13 protein-coding genes are annotated in these 17,126 nt (G+C 44.4%); 6 read left to right on the top strand and 7 right to left on the bottom strand.

Translation table 11 applies throughout. The features are described from left to right. Positions 1 to 204: 204 nt before the first annotated feature. Positions 205 to 1,203, top strand: a complete 999-nt coding sequence (gene ylqF / locus PN836_RS06945) for a ribosome biogenesis GTPase YlqF (RefSeq protein WP_395344522.1) — start codon at positions 205 to 207, stop codon at positions 1,201 to 1,203. A 22-nt stretch (positions 1,204 to 1,225) separates the two neighbouring features. Here the strand turns inward: ylqF and PN836_RS06940 are convergent, their stop codons facing one another. Next, positions 1,226 to 2,737, bottom strand: coding sequence for a sulfatase (locus tag PN836_RS06940; protein ID WP_395344521.1), 1,512 nt, complete (start codon positions 2,735 to 2,737; stop codon positions 1,226 to 1,228). 587 nt (positions 2,738 to 3,324) lie between these two features. Here PN836_RS06940 and PN836_RS06935 point away from each other — a divergent pair. Beyond that, the gene (locus tag PN836_RS06935) at positions 3,325 to 4,230 is read left to right on the top strand and encodes a hypothetical protein (RefSeq protein ID WP_415926392.1); all 906 of its coding nucleotides are present in this window, start codon (positions 3,325 to 3,327) and stop codon (positions 4,228 to 4,230) included. Positions 4,231 to 4,380: 150 nt separating this feature from the next. Here PN836_RS06935 and PN836_RS06930 read toward each other — a convergent pair whose 3' ends face one another. Together PN836_RS06930 and smrA are read right to left on the bottom strand one after the other, a co-directional pair. After that, positions 4,381 to 5,022, bottom strand: a complete 642-nt coding sequence (locus PN836_RS06930; RefSeq protein ID WP_395344519.1) for a hypothetical protein — start codon at positions 5,020 to 5,022, stop codon at positions 4,381 to 4,383. Between the two features lie 208 nt (positions 5,023 to 5,230). Beyond that, positions 5,231 to 5,812, bottom strand: coding sequence for a DNA endonuclease SmrA (smrA, locus tag PN836_RS06925; protein ID WP_395344518.1), 582 nt, complete (start codon positions 5,810 to 5,812; stop codon positions 5,231 to 5,233). A 264-nt stretch (positions 5,813 to 6,076) separates the two neighbouring features. Between smrA and PN836_RS06920 the strand changes: the two genes are divergently transcribed. Further along, entirely contained in the window at positions 6,077 to 6,937 is an 861-nt protein-coding gene (locus tag PN836_RS06920; RefSeq protein WP_395344517.1) for a hypothetical protein, read from the top strand. After that, positions 6,921 to 8,009 carry a hypothetical protein gene (locus PN836_RS06915; RefSeq protein ID WP_395344516.1) on the top strand — a complete coding sequence of 363 codons (1,089 nt, stop codon included), beginning with the start codon at positions 6,921 to 6,923 and terminating at the stop codon, positions 8,007 to 8,009. Before PN836_RS06920 ends, PN836_RS06915 begins: the two co-directional genes overlap by 17 nt. Before the next feature lie 12 nt (positions 8,010 to 8,021). Here PN836_RS06915 and PN836_RS06910 read toward each other — a convergent pair whose 3' ends face one another. Continuing rightward, on the bottom strand, positions 8,022 to 9,434 hold the full coding sequence (locus tag PN836_RS06910) for an alpha/beta fold hydrolase (protein ID WP_395344515.1): 1,413 nt from the start codon (positions 9,432 to 9,434) through the stop codon (positions 8,022 to 8,024). A 186-nt stretch (positions 9,435 to 9,620) separates the two neighbouring features. Between PN836_RS06910 and PN836_RS06905 the strand changes: the two genes are divergently transcribed. Beyond that, positions 9,621 to 10,187 (top strand): RNA polymerase sigma factor, encoded by a 567-nt coding sequence (locus PN836_RS06905; RefSeq protein ID WP_395344514.1) that lies wholly within the window; start codon positions 9,621 to 9,623, stop codon positions 10,185 to 10,187. 57 nt (positions 10,188 to 10,244) lie between these two features. Here the strand turns inward: PN836_RS06905 and PN836_RS06900 are convergent, their stop codons facing one another. Next, a complete protein-coding gene (locus tag PN836_RS06900) occupies positions 10,245 to 13,592 on the bottom strand; it encodes an amidohydrolase family protein (RefSeq protein ID WP_395344513.1) in 3,348 nt (1,115 codons plus the stop codon). Positions 13,593 to 13,726: 134 nt separating this feature from the next. After that, positions 13,727 to 14,104 (bottom strand): YkgJ family cysteine cluster protein, encoded by a 378-nt coding sequence (locus PN836_RS06895; RefSeq protein ID WP_395344512.1) that lies wholly within the window; start codon positions 14,102 to 14,104, stop codon positions 13,727 to 13,729. Between the two features lie 146 nt (positions 14,105 to 14,250). On the opposite strand from PN836_RS06895, the gene PN836_RS06890 reads away from it, so the two are divergent. Continuing rightward, entirely contained in the window at positions 14,251 to 14,610 is a 360-nt protein-coding gene (locus PN836_RS06890; protein WP_395344511.1) for a hypothetical protein, read from the top strand. 86 nt (positions 14,611 to 14,696) lie between these two features. Here the strand turns inward: PN836_RS06890 and PN836_RS06885 are convergent, their stop codons facing one another. Further along, on the bottom strand, positions 14,697 to 17,039 hold the full coding sequence (locus PN836_RS06885) for a TonB-dependent hemoglobin/transferrin/lactoferrin family receptor (RefSeq protein WP_395344510.1): 2,343 nt from the start codon (positions 17,037 to 17,039) through the stop codon (positions 14,697 to 14,699). Positions 17,040 to 17,126: the final 87 nt, after the last annotated feature.

Genomic DNA, 17,126 nt, shown 5'->3' with positions numbered 1-17,126 from the left:
CCGTCGCCAGAATATAGCATCGGACTCGTCACTGCGCAGAATACAGTAGGGGCTTCCCTCAAAAAAAGTCGCTCTTCGCCATCCATGGGCGCTTGACCAAAGCCATCCTTGGCTTTGGACACTTTTTTGAGGGAAGCCCCTACTGTATTCTACGCAGTGACGAGTCCTTGTACCCCGGCTGATTTTAACAAAAGGTAAATCAACATGGCAGTTCACTGGTTCCCTGGACACATGCACAAAGCGCTTAAAGAGATAAAACAAGCGCTGAATCAGGTGGATGTGCTTATTGAAGTACTTGATGCACGCATCCCATATTCGAGTGAGAACCCAGAAATTGCCAAGATGCGAGGCGATATACCTTGTATTAAAATCCTTAACAAATCTGATTTAGCTGATCCTGAAATAACCGCTTGGTGGCAGACACATTTAGAGACAGACGCTGGTGTTAAGACCATCACAACGTCAACGGATAAGATCCCAAAAAGCAAACAGCTCATTGAGCTTATTCGCAAAAGCTGCCCACAAAAGGAAGCGTCGATTAAAACGATTAATGCCATGATTATGGGCATTCCAAATGTTGGAAAGTCCACACTCATCAATATCTTGGCTGACCGCGTCATCGCTAAAACAGGCAACGAACCTGCCGTTACTAAAGCTCAACAGCGCATCAATTTAGGCAGCGGAATAGTCCTATACGACACGCCTGGCGTACTTTGGCCTAAACTTGAAAATCCAAACACGGGCTATCGTCTTGCGGCTTCAGGAGCAGTTAAAGATACGGCAATGGAATATGATGACGTCGGTTTTTTCACTGCGGACTATTTGATAAAAGCCTACCCTGAGCTACTCAGGACTCGCTTTAAACTCGACACAATCCCAGATACCGAGCTTGAGTTTTTGGAACTTGCAGCAGTCAAACGAGGCGCTGTGATGGCTGGTGGACGTGTCAATTTGCACAAGATATGTGAAGTGCTTATCAATGAATTACGCTTAGGTAAACTGGGCAGAATAACGCTTGAAACGCCCAATATGCTTGAAAAAGAAAAGCAAGAAATGGCAAAAGTTGAAGCTGAAAAAGTGCTTAAAAAGGCCATGCGTAAACAGAAGTTCAAAGATGGGTCGCTTACTCCCGATAAGAAAGACCGTAAAGAAAAGCGCGAAGATAAGCGCGCTGCTCAAAGCCGCCGTATGAAAAAACGTTGACTTTAGACACCGGATATCAAGCTTATTTTACGCCGAGTGTTGGAGGATAACCTTCAATTAGCAATGATTTATGCTTGGCCACAACTGTTTTGTATTCAATGTCGCCTACGACATTTATTGTTTCGAGAGGGTCTTTAGTATGATCGTAAAGCTCTTGTGCAAGCAACTCCCCTGTTATTCTGTGTAGCCAAGCCACATAACGATAGTTGGCTGTGCGGATGCTATAGCCCATTACAGGCTGTTTTTTATAAGTCCGATGAAACTGCTGAAAAGCGGCATTCTTGAAATTGGAACGTTCTCCAATAACCACGGACTTAAAGCTTTTACCGGCGAAACTGTCTGGCACTTCCATACCAAGTACATCGAGAATAGTTGGAAATATATCTATGGTTTCAACAATAGCTTCATTGGTTTGCCCAACAGTTTGCCCAGGCATTTTTATCCAAAGCGGTACGCGTGTGTCAATTTCGTAGTTTGTATGTTTGTTAAAGCGACCGTATTCGCCCACTTTAAATCCATGATCTCCCCATATTACGACCATCGTATTGTCTGAAAGCCCTGTTTCTTCGAGCTCTTGCAATAAATTGCCAATTAATGTGTCGATATAGGAAATGCAGGCATAGTAGCCGTGCTTTAAGTTAAGAGTATCTTGTTCGCTAAAGGCCTTCTTACCTTTAGGCATGTATGGATAAACTCGCAGTTCGCCAGAGTTGTTTAGGGCGTAGGGCGGCGAGTTTTTTGGTGGTGTAGAAACCACTGGTAGTGCAATACGGTCACTATCATATTTATCCCAGTGTGCCTTGGGGCAGGCAAATGGTAAATGAGGTTTTTTATAGCCCATCATCATTAGAAAGGGCGTCTTTTCTTTTGCCAAACGGTTGAGTTCTAGCATTGCAAATCGCGTGTTTTGTCCATCTGGGTAGGCATCATCGCCTACATCAGCTGCCTCGTATGCAACGGCACGTTTTGTATTCGGATGTGTTTCATCCCACGCCAGCATATCTAAATAAGCATTTGCCGATAGCAACCCCCGAGTTAACTCATTGCCTTTGTTGTCCCACTGAGTGGACCAACCCTGGGATGAGTCATCAGGAGCATGATATATTTTACCAATTCCCACAGTTTCATAGCCTTCATGTTTAAAATAACCATTTAGCGTAAGCTTGCTTGGGATTGAATCTTCAACTCGTCTGGTTTTTGGATTACTGTAATAAATTTGAAGAGTATCAGGGCGTTGACTACTCATTAAGCTTGCACGTGATGGAGAGCAAGTCGCCATTTGCACATATGCTCGATTAAATTGTACTGATTTACTAGCAATCTCATCTAAATTGGGTGTAACAGCAAGCTTATCGCCATAACTGCCAGTACTCGGGCGCATATCATCAATTGCGATGAATAGAACATTGGTCTTGTTATCGCTATCATTCGCTACTGCATTTGTCTGAAGGCTTAAGCAAAGCGCAAACAGACATACTACTGCGTAGATTGCCGTTCCGCGAAACAATGTCCATGATAGTAACAAGCTGTTCAATTTCAGTCCTCACGTAAATCTCTTTCTAGCGGCAGTGTTCATAATTGACCATATTTGTTCAAAAGTAAAAACTAATAAGTCAGTGGAGTGGATGAATACTCAATGCTTTTATGTGAAGCATTTGGATGCGCTTATATTCAGTGGCAATAATCGTCTTTTAAAGAGGCTCCGTTACACCTACGATGCTTCATGAATTAAATAACGAATGTGTTTCTGACAATAGTGTCAATTGGCGCGAATGTGAAGAACATTACGGCGCTTAGTGCATATTAGTATTTTATGTATGCAAGAGCATTTTTCTCCGCCAATATGTAATGTCGGGAATGCGGTTATTGCGGTTTGAGTAATAAATAGCGACCAACGGTCAAACGGAGCATTAGTTACAGGACTGACACGCACTGGACGCTACTCTATACTTGAAGAAAATACTGACATAAGGCTTTACTAGCGAAAAGCCGGTTTATTCAAATTTGTGTACATGTTGTAGGGGAGTTTGAGGTAAAATAGCATCTCGTTCCAAGTTAATAATCGTTTTTTAAAAAGGCTCATTCCTCTCAAGACACTCCATGCGAAAAAGAACTCTTCTAGTGCCACTGTCCATCCTGCTTGTGTTTGTCACGACTTCATTGGCGCATTCAATTTATGTTTTATACAGCAAAAAAGAAATTTCGGTAGATCCTAAATTGCGAGAGATATCGGGCATTGAATTTGATAAATACAATCGTCTGTGGGCAATCAACGATGGTGGTGATAAGCCCAAACTCTATAGAATCAATTCTGATGGTGAAATCGAAAAAGAAATTCTTGTGAGTAACGCTAAAAACATAGACTGGGAGGATATGACACAAAACAAATTTGGTCACTTTTTCTTAGGCGATTTTGGCAATAATGACAATAATCGCAAGTGGCTTACTATTTACAAAATCGAAAATCCAATCGACATAAAGACTGACACCACGGAAGCTGAGATTATAAAGTTTACTTATCCTGAGCTCGGTGATGCGCCTGTCAAAGCCAATGAACGAAACTACGATCTAGAAGCCTTTATAGCCCATGGTCGTCATTTGTATTTGTTCACTAAGAACCGAACTGAGCCTTTTGACGGCGTTACTAACTTATACAAAGTGGGCGATCACGCCGCAAATTTTGATGCAGAGCTTATTGGCTCATTTAAAACGTGCACCACCATTAAAACCTTGTGCTGGATAACGTCAGCGGCATTAAGTCCTGATCACAAAAAACTCGTCCTGCTAGATTCGACCAGCCTTTGGCTGTTTGAAGATTTTAAAGGTGATAACTTTTTTTCGGGTAGTGTTTATCGAATTCAGTTGGGAATTGTTACGCAGAAAGAAGCGGTGACGTTTTACGACCAGAACACCGTTGTTTTTACGGATGAAGAGTTTAAAGGAATAGGGGGCAATGCATACTTCATCAACTTAGAAGAGGCGGATAAGGAATTGATTAGAAACTCAGTGCAAGCTGCTGATGATTAAAGACTGATCAATTACAAGTAGATATTATGGTAATGGACAGACGAATAAATTTATGCATTTACATTTACTAAGACTAACTCTTTGCAATTAATCAGTAACGCTTAAACAGAGAAGCGTTACTGATTCTTCGGTTTATTAATTGCGACCTTTCTATTTTTTTAGGCGTCTATACATGCCAAAGCCAAGCAAAGAAGCCCCAAGCAGGCCAATCGACGCTGGCGCAGATACTTCAGCGGGTATTGGCGAGGTTGCCGCCAGTCCAAATTGTGCACCCGATAATATACCACTATCTAGCTGAAACACGGTCTCGAGCAATCCGCTAGCACCGTCTAAAAACGTAAGCGCGATTTGAGGGTTGTTAAGATCGGTAATCGCTGCAGCATCTAGGCCCGCAAAGTTGAGGCTAAACAAATCCACCATTCCACCGCCGTTTACATCGCCAGATAAAATAGCGTTGTTTGTGTCAATTAAGAAATCGCTCAATATTACCGTTACATCATCACTTTCATCAGCGGTGCCCAAGTCTCCTGTTAGGCTAATACTTGCCCCAACGTGTTCTATGGTTCCTCCCAAGGTAGTGAAATCAAGCTCACCGCCTGTAACACCAAATCCAAGGGTTAAGGGGTCTGTAGATACTAACTCACCACCTAACAGGCCAGGTGTTATACCAAGCGCAGAAAGAGGCGCGGTTACCTCAACATTGGTTTGTCCGCCAACGAGAAGCGCTGCAGATGCGGGCGCATGAATTAAACAAGCGAAGCTTGCTACTGCACCGATAATTAGTCTTTTCATGGTTATATATCCTTATTCTCTTGTTATTCAATAATCAATTGCCTGATGACTGCCTAATTCCGAACGAAACGTGAACGAAAATAGTTTAAAAAATAAACATTAAATGTTGTTCATCTAATTATCCAGAGTTCGGGTTAATTAACATCGATAACAAGTAAATCAGGTACAAAGAATATTGTTGCTTCTGTCGGTTGGGTTTTGAATGACTTCAATATCGCTTTTGATGTTGCTCACGATTTATGAGCTTTTGGTTTGGATGCTTTTTCAACAGTACGTAGGTCGCGCCTAATCCGCCGTGCTGTTTCAATGCAGTATGAAAGGCAATCACCATGTTCATCTCACGCAGCCATTGGTTAACGTAACTTTTCATGAAAGCTGGAAAGGGCTTGCTGTTAATGCCAATGCCATGGTCAATTAAAATGCAGCGTATACCGCGCTCATGGCACTCAGATAGCGTCGTATAAATGCTTAAGCGAGCATCGTCAAAACTCAAATGCTTCAATACTAAACGAGAATCAATGTCATACTTTCCAAGGCGCAGGTTTTTGTATACTCCTTCCTGAATGCCGTCCTGTTTATGCGAGATGAAATCGTGAGGGTCGACAGGTTTAACGTACTCAACGCTTAGGCCGTTATCGTCCAGCGCGACCTGTTTTTCCAGTGCTTCTCGTTTGAGTTTTTGCGCGAGTGTTTCACCCGCAGGCGTTTTTAAATTTGCACGATTTTGTTGATTTAGGGGCTTCACATCCTGCATTTCTTCAAAGAATGATAAATCGTTCTGGTCATTCATTACTCGCCCTCGTTTTCATACTGACTAAATGTAAATCCTAATCGATTTTAAGCCTTTTAAAACGCTCATAGTTTCAGCTCAGACCAGTTTGTTAAGGCCAATAAAAACAACTGCTCATCCTTTGTACCTCATTTAAAACAGATCGGTTCTAGATGTATCTTCGCTTAGCAAGCTGCAACTTTCGCAAAGGCGTCGGCGTAAGCTTGGGTGTTGACGATGCTATCCATCACTTTAAGCCTTGTCACTTACACCAAGGGAATACACATGAAAACTCACAAGCGTTTGCTGATCGCACTCTTTGCAGCACTTATTTTGGCAGGCTGCAACGCTGGCGATGGTGAAGGGCTCGATAATAATGGCCAGCCCATTGACCCCAACCAGCCAGAAACACCAGTTGATCCGCCAGTCGAACCACCCCCAGAACAACCTGGTCAACCTACCCCACCAGATGATGGCAGCATTAGACCTACATTGGCTTCGATTCAAGAAAAGGTATTTACGCCAATATGCGTTCAGTGCCATGCAGGCGGTAACGCGCCGCTAGGCCTAGGTTTGGATGACCTTGAAACTTCGCAAAGCAATCTCATTGATATTGACTCCGCGACTAATCCTACATTTAAGCGGGTGTTGCCTGGGGATGCAGACAATAGCTTTTTGTACTTGAAGATATCGGGAGCGCCGATTGCAGGGAATCAGATGCCTTTGGGGCTTGCTCCTTTAGATCAGGAAACTCAAGACACGATAAAACAGTGGATCAACGACGGTGCGCCGATTGATGCAACGCAGGTCACGGCAGCAGTGAAGATTGATAGAACGGTTGCCAAGCAAATAACGGCGCGCATTTCATTTAGCCAAGCGATACAGAAATCGTCTTTTGATGTTGCTAGCGCGCTGTTAGTAAACCCTCTTAATGGGGCAACCGTGGTGTCAAACACCACATTCTCATGGCTGGATGAGAAAACACTCAATGTGCAATTTAGCGGACTCGAAAATATGCCCTCTGCACTTAATCTAATACTCAATCAACCTTCCCTGTCTTCTATTACTAGCGAAAGCGGTTATGTACTAGACGGTGACATGGATGGTTACCAAGGAGGGGCGCTGGTCCATGAAATATCTCTATAGTTTACTCATCACTCTTACAAGCACTCTACTATTGCTCTGTGCTACAAGTGCAAAGGCTGAACCCTATCTAGCCGTAAAAACCGGTGCAAAATGCAGTGCTTGTCACATCAATCCACTTGGCGGTGGGCAACGAACAAAATTTGGCAATATGTACGGACATGTTCAACTGCCTGCCAGTATGTCGAATATGACCAATGCCGATATTGGAAAGCTGACTGATTACTTAAGCGTGGGCGGAAATTTCCGTTATAACGCACAGGCTTCCCGTGATGATGCTGACGCCACTTCGTCTACCTTTAGGGTTGATTCGGCTCAGGTTTATGTAGCGATTCAGCCGAAAGACTCAAAGTTTTCTTTTTACATTGATCAACAGATTGCCCCTGGTGCCGCGGTTAATCGTGAAGCCTTTGTTATGTATAAGTTCTCGGGTAATCATTACGTCAAGGCTGGGAAAATGTATGTTCCGTACGGATGGCGACTTGAAGATGATACATCCTTTGTACGTCAGGTGACGGGTTTTAACTTCGACAGCAGCGATAATGGCGTTGAGTTAGGTTTGGAATATGATAAAACCATCGTCAACTTTTTCGTAACAAACGGTACCAGTTCGGTGGCCAATAATGATGACAACTTTTTGTACGGCGCCAAGATAGAGCAGCTCTTTGATGGCTTCAGGGTAGGTTCCACCGTGGTGCTAAACAGTGCGGATAGGAATGAGCAACGTTATTTCAATGTCTATGGCGGTTGGGCATGGAAGAAGTTTGCCTTTCTTGCCGAAGCGAACGTGATTCAAACCTCTCAGGATGAAGGGCCAGATGTAGAAGAGTTTGTGAGTCTCATCGAAGCAAATTATGAGGTAATAAAAGGGCTTAATCTCAAACTGACCGGGGAATACTATGACCCTGATCGTGACATATCAAGCAATCAAGAAACGCGATATTCAGTCGTAGTGGAGTATGCGCCCATTTCAAACCTGCAGTTGCGAGGCGGAATCAGAACGTCGGAAGGTATTCCCCAACAGCCCAGTCGCACGAATGACTTTGTGTTTTTGCAGACCCACGTATATTTTTAAAACGCTGTATAGCTAAGTGCGGTCTATGAACTCGCGTACTGCCTCTACAAATTCGGTAGACGCGGGTTCATTGCCAATAAGAAGGTGGTTATCACTTTCTACGCTTACAAACTCAGCGTTTGGAATAGAGGCGGCGATGTCACGACCTGATTTAATCGGAATTCGAGTGTCTCCATTGGAGTGAATGACCAGCGTGGGCACGTTGACATGAGCGAGACGATGCCTTACGTCAATATCACCAAAAGCAGATTGAAAACGCGCAGCGTTTTCGGGTGAGGTAGTTTGGCGCTGAAATTCATTAAACCAGTTTAATTCATCAATGCTTCCGCTTGGCATAAATGTCGATGAGAAAATTTGACGATAGGCAGGATTGTCTTGTCCCCATCCGCTTTTTGTCAGGGTCATTACCGCTTCGCGCTCCTTAATTTGCTCAGCCGTGGAATTAATTCGCCATCCTGCTGCATAGCCTCCAAACAAAATCAGATGCGATACACGTTGGGGGTGACGCACAGCATACTCAATGGATACAGCCGCGCCTTGCGAAATACCAAGGAGTGGAAATGTATCTAATTCAAGTGCATCTACAAGCGTTTCTAAGTCTTTAACGAAGGCCTCAAACGAAATATCTTTCACTTCCCAATCTGATAATCCATTACCGCGTTCATCATAGCGAATAAACAAATGGTCTTGTGCAAGTTGCTTAAAAAGGGGGCTCCAGATGGGTGCATCCCAGTCTAATTCAAGATGACTCAACCAATTCGCCGCTTTTACAAGGGGCGCGCCTTCGCCAACGGTCGCGTACGCAATTCTTACCTTATCGCTGGTTTCGCAGAATTGTATTTTTTGACGCTTTAATAGTTGGTTAGCAGCATGTTTTTCATGAGCTTCCTTGTCTTTACCGCTTTGTTGTCGTAGCGCTTCTTCACGAGCAGCTTTGTTTTTCCCTTCGAGCCTTTGGATGACTTCAGTATGAAGCTTTTCGACACTGATTCGCTCTGATGTTAGCCAGTTTTGATAAGTCTCATGGTTGGGTAAATCTAGCCCCTCCAGCAAAGGGTCATTTAAGGCTTGCAGGATATCGGTGAGCTGCTGCCTTGACAGGTCATTTTGACATAGCGCTTCGATACTTCGTATATCGATTTGGATATCGCTGGTGGCTAACTCTATGCGTTCACGATCGGCCAGTACGCGGGTTTGCTCATTGTCGTTGACGATGTTGCGCAATTTACTAAGGGACCATCTAAGCGCCCCTCTTGGATCATCGGGTATATCCCAAAACATTTCGCACAAACGGTCGCGACGGTGTGGGCGTGCCGTTAGCAATAAATAAACGAGCAAAGCCCGTGTTTTTTTTGATTGTGGTAGTGGTACTTCACGTCCGTCGCGCGTGACGCTTAAGGTTCCCAGCGTGTTTATTTCGAGCATTTAAAGAGTCAACAGTACGACAATGTATGTATTTTCCACGATTTAGCGACAAATTACCACGATTGCTCAAACGTTTTCTACAACGAAGCACAGATATCTTTTATACACGCAAACGCGTGCTTTTTTATCCAGCATTTAAAAAACCGCATTTTTTTAAACTAACTTCAAACTATGGTGCATCGAGAAATGGACAATCATGATGGCGAGCTCAAAGACCTACTAAAAGCCTGCGGTACTTCAAGTGGAAAAACCTTCGAACGCTTATATCAAAAATCATCTCCTTTTTTAAAACATTACGCGCTTAATATCCTTCGATGTGAGGCGCTAACTGAAGAAGTATTGCAAGACAGCTTTATCCAAATTTGGAAAAGTGCCGACCAATACTGCGCGAAAAAAGGGAAGCCGCTTACATGGATGTGCACCATCGTGCGCAACAAGGCCATCGATAAAATTAGAATGGAGAAAAAGCACCTCTGGTTTAACAATGCAGATAAACGATTGAGTGAACAAGAGTGCTCGAGCAAGCTAGCGCTACCCGCTCAAAAAGACGAACAAACTCGTTCAACGCGCGATATCAAACGTCAGCTTGAATGCTTATCTGAAAAAGAAAAAACGGCAATAAACCTGACTTACTTTTACGATTACTCTAGAAAAGACCTAGCCAAGGCAACTGGCAGCAATATCAACACAGTTAAATCTTGGATCTCTCGCGGTATTAAGCACTTGCGAGAATTTGACGAGATGGCAGCGTAACCATTTTCGACGCAATAAAACGAATAGGGCGATCAATCGCCCTATTTCATTTTGTTTTTAATGGCTCCAATGGTACATGTGTGCCTTTACATGTATTTCCATTTCCGTTGCATGAGGCATAAACAGTTTATTGTCATCCTCAAAGAAAAACGGTTTACGGGTATCGTCCGAGCCTACTTCATTCATGGTGGCAGCTTCATAGACGCGACCGTTAAGCACAGTATAGGTCACGTATTCACTGCGTGACATATCGGCAAGTGCATCTCCCTCAATTACCACAATATCGGCTAGTTTTCCTGGCTCCAACGTGCCTAAGTCATTAAACATGCCTAGGCCTTTAGCACCATCATAGGTACCTGCTCTGAATACTTCCCAAGGTGTGAAACCCCCTTGATGCAGCATACGCATTTCCCAATGAATAGAGAGTCCCTCACGTTGACCATGTGGTCCAAGCAATACGCGCACGCCATTGTCACGCAGGTGTTTCGCATATTCAGCCACCTCGATATGATTATAATAACCGTCCGGCGCTTTGGGGCGTCTTATGGCTCTGCGATCAAGCAGGGTTGATGGCGTGTAGCGAAGAAGGCGCGGGTTTTTCCATACTTCGTCACGATCATAAAAGTATTCTTCACCCATCATACCGCCGTAGGCAACGGTCATGGTTGGGTTGTAGGCCATATCTGATGCACTCCAAAGTTGCGTTAAATCGTCGTAACCGCGGGCGATGGGTAGGGCATGTTCAAGCGTGGTGTGGCCATCTACCAGCATAGTGACGTTTTGTTGATATTTACCGCCGCCCTCAGGCATCACCATCATTTCAAGTTCACGCGCCGCAGATAAGACCTGCTGTCGTTGGTCCCGTCTTGGCTGATTATAGCTTTTAACAGAAATCGCACCGGCGTCTTTCATGCGTTTGACGTGAAACAAAGCGTCATCGCGATTATTTACAATAGCTTTAAAGCCAAGTGCTTCAGCGCCGTACAAAATAGTGCCGGTAGAATAAATGCGCGGCGATATCAGTTTACCTGCGCGCTGCATGTCAGCGGCTGCGAAAACTTCAGTGGTGTCGTTTGACGGGTCATGAATCGTGGTAACCCCAAACGCTACATTCGAGAACTGATGCCAGTTTTGCTGCGGTATAATCTCATTTCGACCGTGAGAACCGTGAGCATGACCGTCAATTAAGCCAGGTAATACAGTATGTCCGCTAACGTCAATTACCTGCGCATCCTCTGGAATCGTCACTTCATCCCTTGTGCCTACTGCGGTGATGCGCTTGCCCTCAAAAACTACAACACCATCTTCAATCACTTCTTGCTGATTGTCGGCATCTCGCATAGTGACTACTTTGCCGCCAACTAGGGCTTTAATGCCATCAGGAGAATCGCTCGGATGCGCAAAGCTTAAATCAATCCCCTCTTGCTCAGGTTCTGGTAGCTCGTCTGGTGAATCTGCTAGATAAGCTAAAGCTTGATTTATATCGCGTGAATAAAAACGCGATCCGTGGAACCAGCCTACTTGTGTGCTATCTCCACTCCAAGTGAGATACTCACCGGCGCGTGCACTAAGCTTGGTTACGGGTAAAGATGTCATTTTAGGACCCAAAGTGCGCTTTTTACCATTGTCTGCAAATGGTGCAAGATAGGTATCAAATTGATGCACAAAGGCAACATACTTGCCGTCGGGCGAAATGCGATACTCACTGACTTTATCAGCGCCATATAGGTGCGTGCGTTTATCATTGCCCTGCAAGTTCACACTAACCAATTGCGTTTCTGGGTAGGGTTTACCAGAGACCGGTTCAGTATAGAACACCCGTTTGCTAGCGTAAGACCCATCGCTTAAATGACTTTCTGCGAAATGCGGGCGGACACCAGAGTCACTGATTTTGCGGGTAATTTCGTCATCAATGTGGGTAACATAAATGCCCGGATTGAGCGAGTATGACGGGTCGAGTAAAAATCCGCCGGTAAATTTCCGATACGTCACCCATTCATCGTCCGTGGAAAAGCTAGGCTCTATGTAGTGCCCTGGTTCTTGGCTAATGACTTTGCTTCTGCCTCCGCGTGCTGACATAACGCGCACTGCACCAAGTTCTGTGTCGCTCCATGTGGTGTATACAATGCTTTTACCATCATGTGAATAACGCGGATAGTATTCGTCGTGATCGTTTTGTCGAGTGAGTCGTTTAACATCACCGCTTTTTATGTCATGTAAGTACAATTTGCCTAAGGCTTGGAACAATATCGACTTACCATCGGGAGATGCTTGTGACCAGCGAATCATTTTCACATCAAATTCATCTGGCGACACGTCCACATTAAAACGCACCACATCAGCAATGTTTAGTGTTGCATTGACGGTAATGGGGATAATTTCGCTGTCGGTGCTTTCAATATTGAGTTTATGAATTTTTCCGCTCGCCCAATACACAATCGACTCACTATCGGGTGTCCAGTCATAATAAGAATAATAACCCTCACTTCCGAAACCTTCCTGCATATCGCGCTCAAGTTCTCGAGTGAGCATAGTTTCTTTGCCTGAGTTTAAGTCTTTGATAAATAGTGCAGTGTCATTTTTGACTCGACGAATAAAGGCAACATATTTGCCATCTGGAGACGGTGTAGGTACAACCGAACCGCCAGTACCGCTGATAAAACGAATTTCATCTCCAGTGCTTCTATCATATCGCGTGACAGCAAAAATACCTTCTAGCGCATCGCGATTGTAAAGGAAACCCGTTCCCGGAACGGTGTTTTGAGTGAAGTAAATATAGCGACCGTCATGGGAAAAGGCAGGGTCTGCGATATTGTTTTGTTCCGCTTTTCCACCCACGCGCTCTTTGATTGCCATACCGCTGCCACCACTTTTATGGTACAGCCAGATTTCACCTGCCGGGATACTTCTGCGCGACATAATGCCTTTCATGGCGACAATGTATTCACCATCTGGACTCCATTTGGGCGAGTGAATAAGGTTGGCTTTCTCGGTGCTAACTTGAGTTAGGTTTTCGCCGTTAATGTCCATGGTCCAAATATTCGACAAACCACCTCTATCTGATATAAAGGCAATGTGTTTTCCGTCAGGCGAAATAGTCGGATGTAAATTCCATGCAATATCTTGCGTTAAGGGGGTGGCTTCGCCGCCTTCAATGTCTACCTTGTAGATATCGCCGAGCATATCAAACACCATATAGCTTCCGTCTGGCGAAACATCTAAGCTCGACCATGTGGTTTCATCGGTGGAAATACTGACTGATTTAGTCGGGTAGGGTGGTGCAAGAACGTCCCATTCTTCTGTTTTTTCTTCCTTGCTTTCGTGATCATCTGCACTCACGCTTGCACTGATACTCAGCAGCGCAATGAGCGCCACGAGCGAGGTAAACCAAGCTAATTTATTCATTCAAATACCTGTCGTTATTATTGGTAGAGCCGATTGGCTTTAGCTATTCACAAACTAGTATACGTAGCGCAGAGAAAAAAGCACTCTTGATATCTTTCGCAAGTTTACCTATTGTCAGGCGTATTATGATGCAGCTAGCGCTGCATCAGTTTGTTCAGCTTGTGTTGTGCTTTTGCAGCTTCAGTTATATCGCTAATTTCAATCATTTCACACTCGTCACGGATCATTTCTGAAATCAGGCTTGGATACTGGCGGCAATCATCGGGGCGGTGTTCATAGATGCTGCAGCTGTATTTTGGGGCAGAGCTGGAGGTAGTGGACTCGCATCGCAAAAACGGACATAACCTGAGACGCTTTTTGCTATGGGGGTCAAACCAAATTTCATCGCCTCTCACGTATTCGAAGATATCAGGATTAAATAATTCCCAAAGGTTAATTTCATCTTGGGTGACTGATATACCGCCATCGCCGTATTTGATGCAGCACTTGCCGCATTGATTACAATCTTTCACGTAGTTGACTGCACTGTTTGTCTTGAGAGTTTTTTAAACGCAAGATGATGAATAATAATAATGACCTTATAATCGCTTGAGGGCATATGCTATCAGATAAAGATAAGATCAACTAAATTACGCAAGCGTTTTAAAAAGCATTTTAGATGAATAAACAGTTAAACTTTTTCGAGGACTTATCCAGTACGGAGCAGGATAATCATGCGCAGCTAGTTCACCAGTATCTTGAGCTGACGAATGTTGTTATGCCGCGCCTGGCCAAAAGACAAGAGAACAACTGGCCGGTGAAACATAACCACTGCTTTGCGCGCATTGTGTTGGATAATGTTTGCCAAGACCTATGGTATGCGCATATCAAAGCCCCAGCTTATCTGCATTTAAGCACTGAACAAGCTGAGGCAGCAGTACGAATATGTAAAGAAATTATTGAAGGTAAGGCAGATATACATGCACTCAATACGCGCTCTCTGGCTTATAGAGCTAAGGCCTCTGCACCACGCCAATGAGCATGAACACCATCATGGTGATGACGGCCATGATAGTGAGCACGAGCATCATCGTCACGAAAAATAAGCCTTACATAAAGTAAGCGTTAAAAATTCACGACAATATTGACCGATGCATTCCTGCCCGGTGACGAGAACCGACCCAGGTTCTCGCTTTCCGTTCGCCCCCGCACTTCTGAGGCGAGATAATACTCTTTATCAAACAGGTTAAATATGCCGCCGTTTATTCGGATATTTGGGGAAAGCTCATAGTGCCCTAACAAGTCAAATAATGTGTAGCTTGGTGCAACGAAAAAAGCGGGTGCGTCAGCCGTATTTTCGACAATATTCGCCTCTTCACTGTGCGTCGCAGCTAACTCGATACGCCATGGCGCATCAAGTGCACCGTAGCTAATGCCCAGTACACTTTGTGCAGGCAGGATAGAGTCAAGTTCAGCACCGGTCGCCTTATCTTCACTTTTTTGCTTGGAATAGCTTACGCGAAACATCCAGTTTGCCATCGACTCAAAACTCTCACCAACAAACCAAGTTGCGCTGGCGTCAACACCCCTAATTTCCACCTCATCAATATTGCGAGCTTGAAACTCCAGCAAACCCGTGGCTGGATTAAAGCCGTTCAAAGCCAAAGATTCAATGAAGTTATCATAGTCATTGATGTACGCGCTGATAGAAAAATCAAAAGCATCGGTTGATACTCTCAACCCGAGTTCATTACTCACAACGATTTCAGGCAAAAGGTCGGGGTTTGCAAGCGATGTATACCCACCTGCAAAATTCGTAAACCCCACGTTCACGTCATCCATAGGCGGTATCCTGAAGCCTTCAGCAAATTGATACCAAAGAGATAAGTCCTCGTTAAAGCGATAGATTGCCCCCAGTTTTACAGAAAACTCACTGTCGTCAAACGGCGCAATTTCAACGCCCGGATTAGAAGTTTCGAACAATGCATCTTGTTCTGGTGTGAGTTCAAATTTGTCGTAACGAATCCCTGGACTGAGCGTTAGCGCTCCATTGAAAAGCGTTATTTCGTCTTGAATAAACAATGAATACTCGTTTAGTTGTGAAGGGGGGAAGTCTCTGGCAGGGAATATAGTAAATTCTGGAATGTTTTGATTGCTCAAAGCGTCAATACTTTGCCCTTCTCGCAATGCTTCAGAGTCGGTTTGCTCTAGGCTTAAACCGTAAATAAGATAATGTTCGAGCAATGCTGTGGAAAATTGGTGATCCATCTGCAGTTGTAAGCCTGCTATTTGTTGTTCAAAGTGACTGTCCCTCGAACGATTGACCAAGCCGGTATTAGGCTCACTTGCAAGATTTTGCCTTTGTGTCAGCGAAATTTGATCTGTCTCACTTTGTTGATAAAAGGCGAGTAATGACAGGCGTTTAAAGTGGCTGTCGGCATCATTCGTAAAGGTGTACTCTGCTGACAAACGCTGACGCTTCTGCTGGTCCATACCCACACTTTCTAATATAGCAGTGCCTCTGACTACATTGCCGACCTCTGAGAGTATGGACGTGTCTGCGTCTTGTTCAAGCGCGTCGAGAGTCAGTTCTAAACGATGATGTAAATTGGGTTGATAGATGAGTTTTGTTAAAAGCGTTTGGCCGTCAATACTCTGTGGGTCGGTCGATTTGCGGTCAGAGCCGGTTAGCTCATCAGAAAAAAATGACTCGACTTCGTCGCTTCGTCGTATGCTTGTATTAAATAGCCATTGCCATTTTTCGTCTTCGTCCAGCACGCCTGCAAGCATTACATTGCCTAAGTAATCATTGGCTTGACTAGCAAAGCCCGCCTTCACTCTTGAAGCAAAGCGATCGCCATCTTCTAAAAGGTCGATAGGGTCTTTGCTGGTAAATGCAACCACTCCTCCAATCGCATCGCTGCCATACAAGGTTGAGGCAGGTCCTCTCACAATGTCCACTGAGGCAATCAAATCAATGTCAACAAAATCACGACGGGAAGATAGCGCAGGACCAAAAGAAAACTCATCGGCAATGGGCACCCTGTCTAACAAAATAAGCACTCTGTCGCCGTTTACACCTCTTATATTAAATCCCGCCAGACCAAAACGACCGTTGCCTTCAACAGCAATACCCGGTTCGTAGCGCAGTAAATCCCGAATATCGTTGGCGGCTATCGCATCTATTTGCTCCGCTTGAATGCGGGTGACACTAGATGCTATCTCGTTTATTTGTCGCGAGGTTTTGGTGCCGCTTACGGTGATCGTCTCTATGGTGCTTGGCACAGGGGTGCTGATAGGGCTTATGGCCTCTGCCGTATGCGCGCCATTAGAAAATAAGGCTAGGGCAGAATAAACCCAAAGCTGGCTGACCCCCCGCAACCGTTTTGTGCAATATTTTTTGAGATAAGGCGATACAGAATTGATGTGAGAATACATAAACTTTTTCTTCATGCTTGATTTATTCATCGTATGTCCATTAGAATGAGGGTAATGCTAATGAGATCGATTCGTATTTGCAACAAGTTTATGTTTAAGTCGCATGATACGCAATCA

The sequence above is a fragment of the Ningiella algicola genome, assembly GCF_028401415.2.
Classification (GTDB): domain Bacteria; phylum Pseudomonadota; class Gammaproteobacteria; order Enterobacterales; family Alteromonadaceae; genus Glaciecola.
The sequence above is the reverse complement of the archived record's forward strand: the minus strand, read 5'-3'. Positions and strand labels throughout refer to the sequence as shown.

Excerpts from the sequence above, each read along its gene's own strand:
- PN836_RS06915 (WP_395344516.1), top strand. The coding sequence starts at position 6,921 with ATGAAATATCTCTATAGTTTACTCATCACTCTTACAAGCACTCTACTA.
- PN836_RS06920 (WP_395344517.1), top strand. The coding sequence starts at position 6,077 with ATGAAAACTCACAAGCGTTTGCTGATCGCACTCTTTGCAGCACTTATT.
- PN836_RS06900 (WP_395344513.1), bottom strand. The coding sequence starts at position 13,592 with ATGAATAAATTAGCTTGGTTTACCTCGCTCGTGGCGCTCATTGCGCTG.
- PN836_RS06905 (WP_395344514.1), top strand. The coding sequence starts at position 9,621 with ATGGACAATCATGATGGCGAGCTCAAAGACCTACTAAAAGCCTGCGGT.
- PN836_RS06890 (WP_395344511.1), top strand. The coding sequence starts at position 14,251 with ATGAATAAACAGTTAAACTTTTTCGAGGACTTATCCAGTACGGAGCAG.
- ylqF (WP_395344522.1), top strand. The coding sequence starts at position 205 with ATGGCAGTTCACTGGTTCCCTGGACACATGCACAAAGCGCTTAAAGAG.
- PN836_RS06930 (WP_395344519.1), bottom strand. The coding sequence starts at position 5,022 with ATGAAAAGACTAATTATCGGTGCAGTAGCAAGCTTCGCTTGTTTAATT.
- PN836_RS06910 (WP_395344515.1), bottom strand. The coding sequence starts at position 9,434 with ATGCTCGAAATAAACACGCTGGGAACCTTAAGCGTCACGCGCGACGGA.
- smrA (WP_395344518.1), bottom strand. The coding sequence starts at position 5,812 with ATGAATGACCAGAACGATTTATCATTCTTTGAAGAAATGCAGGATGTG.
- PN836_RS06885 (WP_395344510.1), bottom strand. The coding sequence starts at position 17,039 with ATGAATAAATCAAGCATGAAGAAAAAGTTTATGTATTCTCACATCAAT.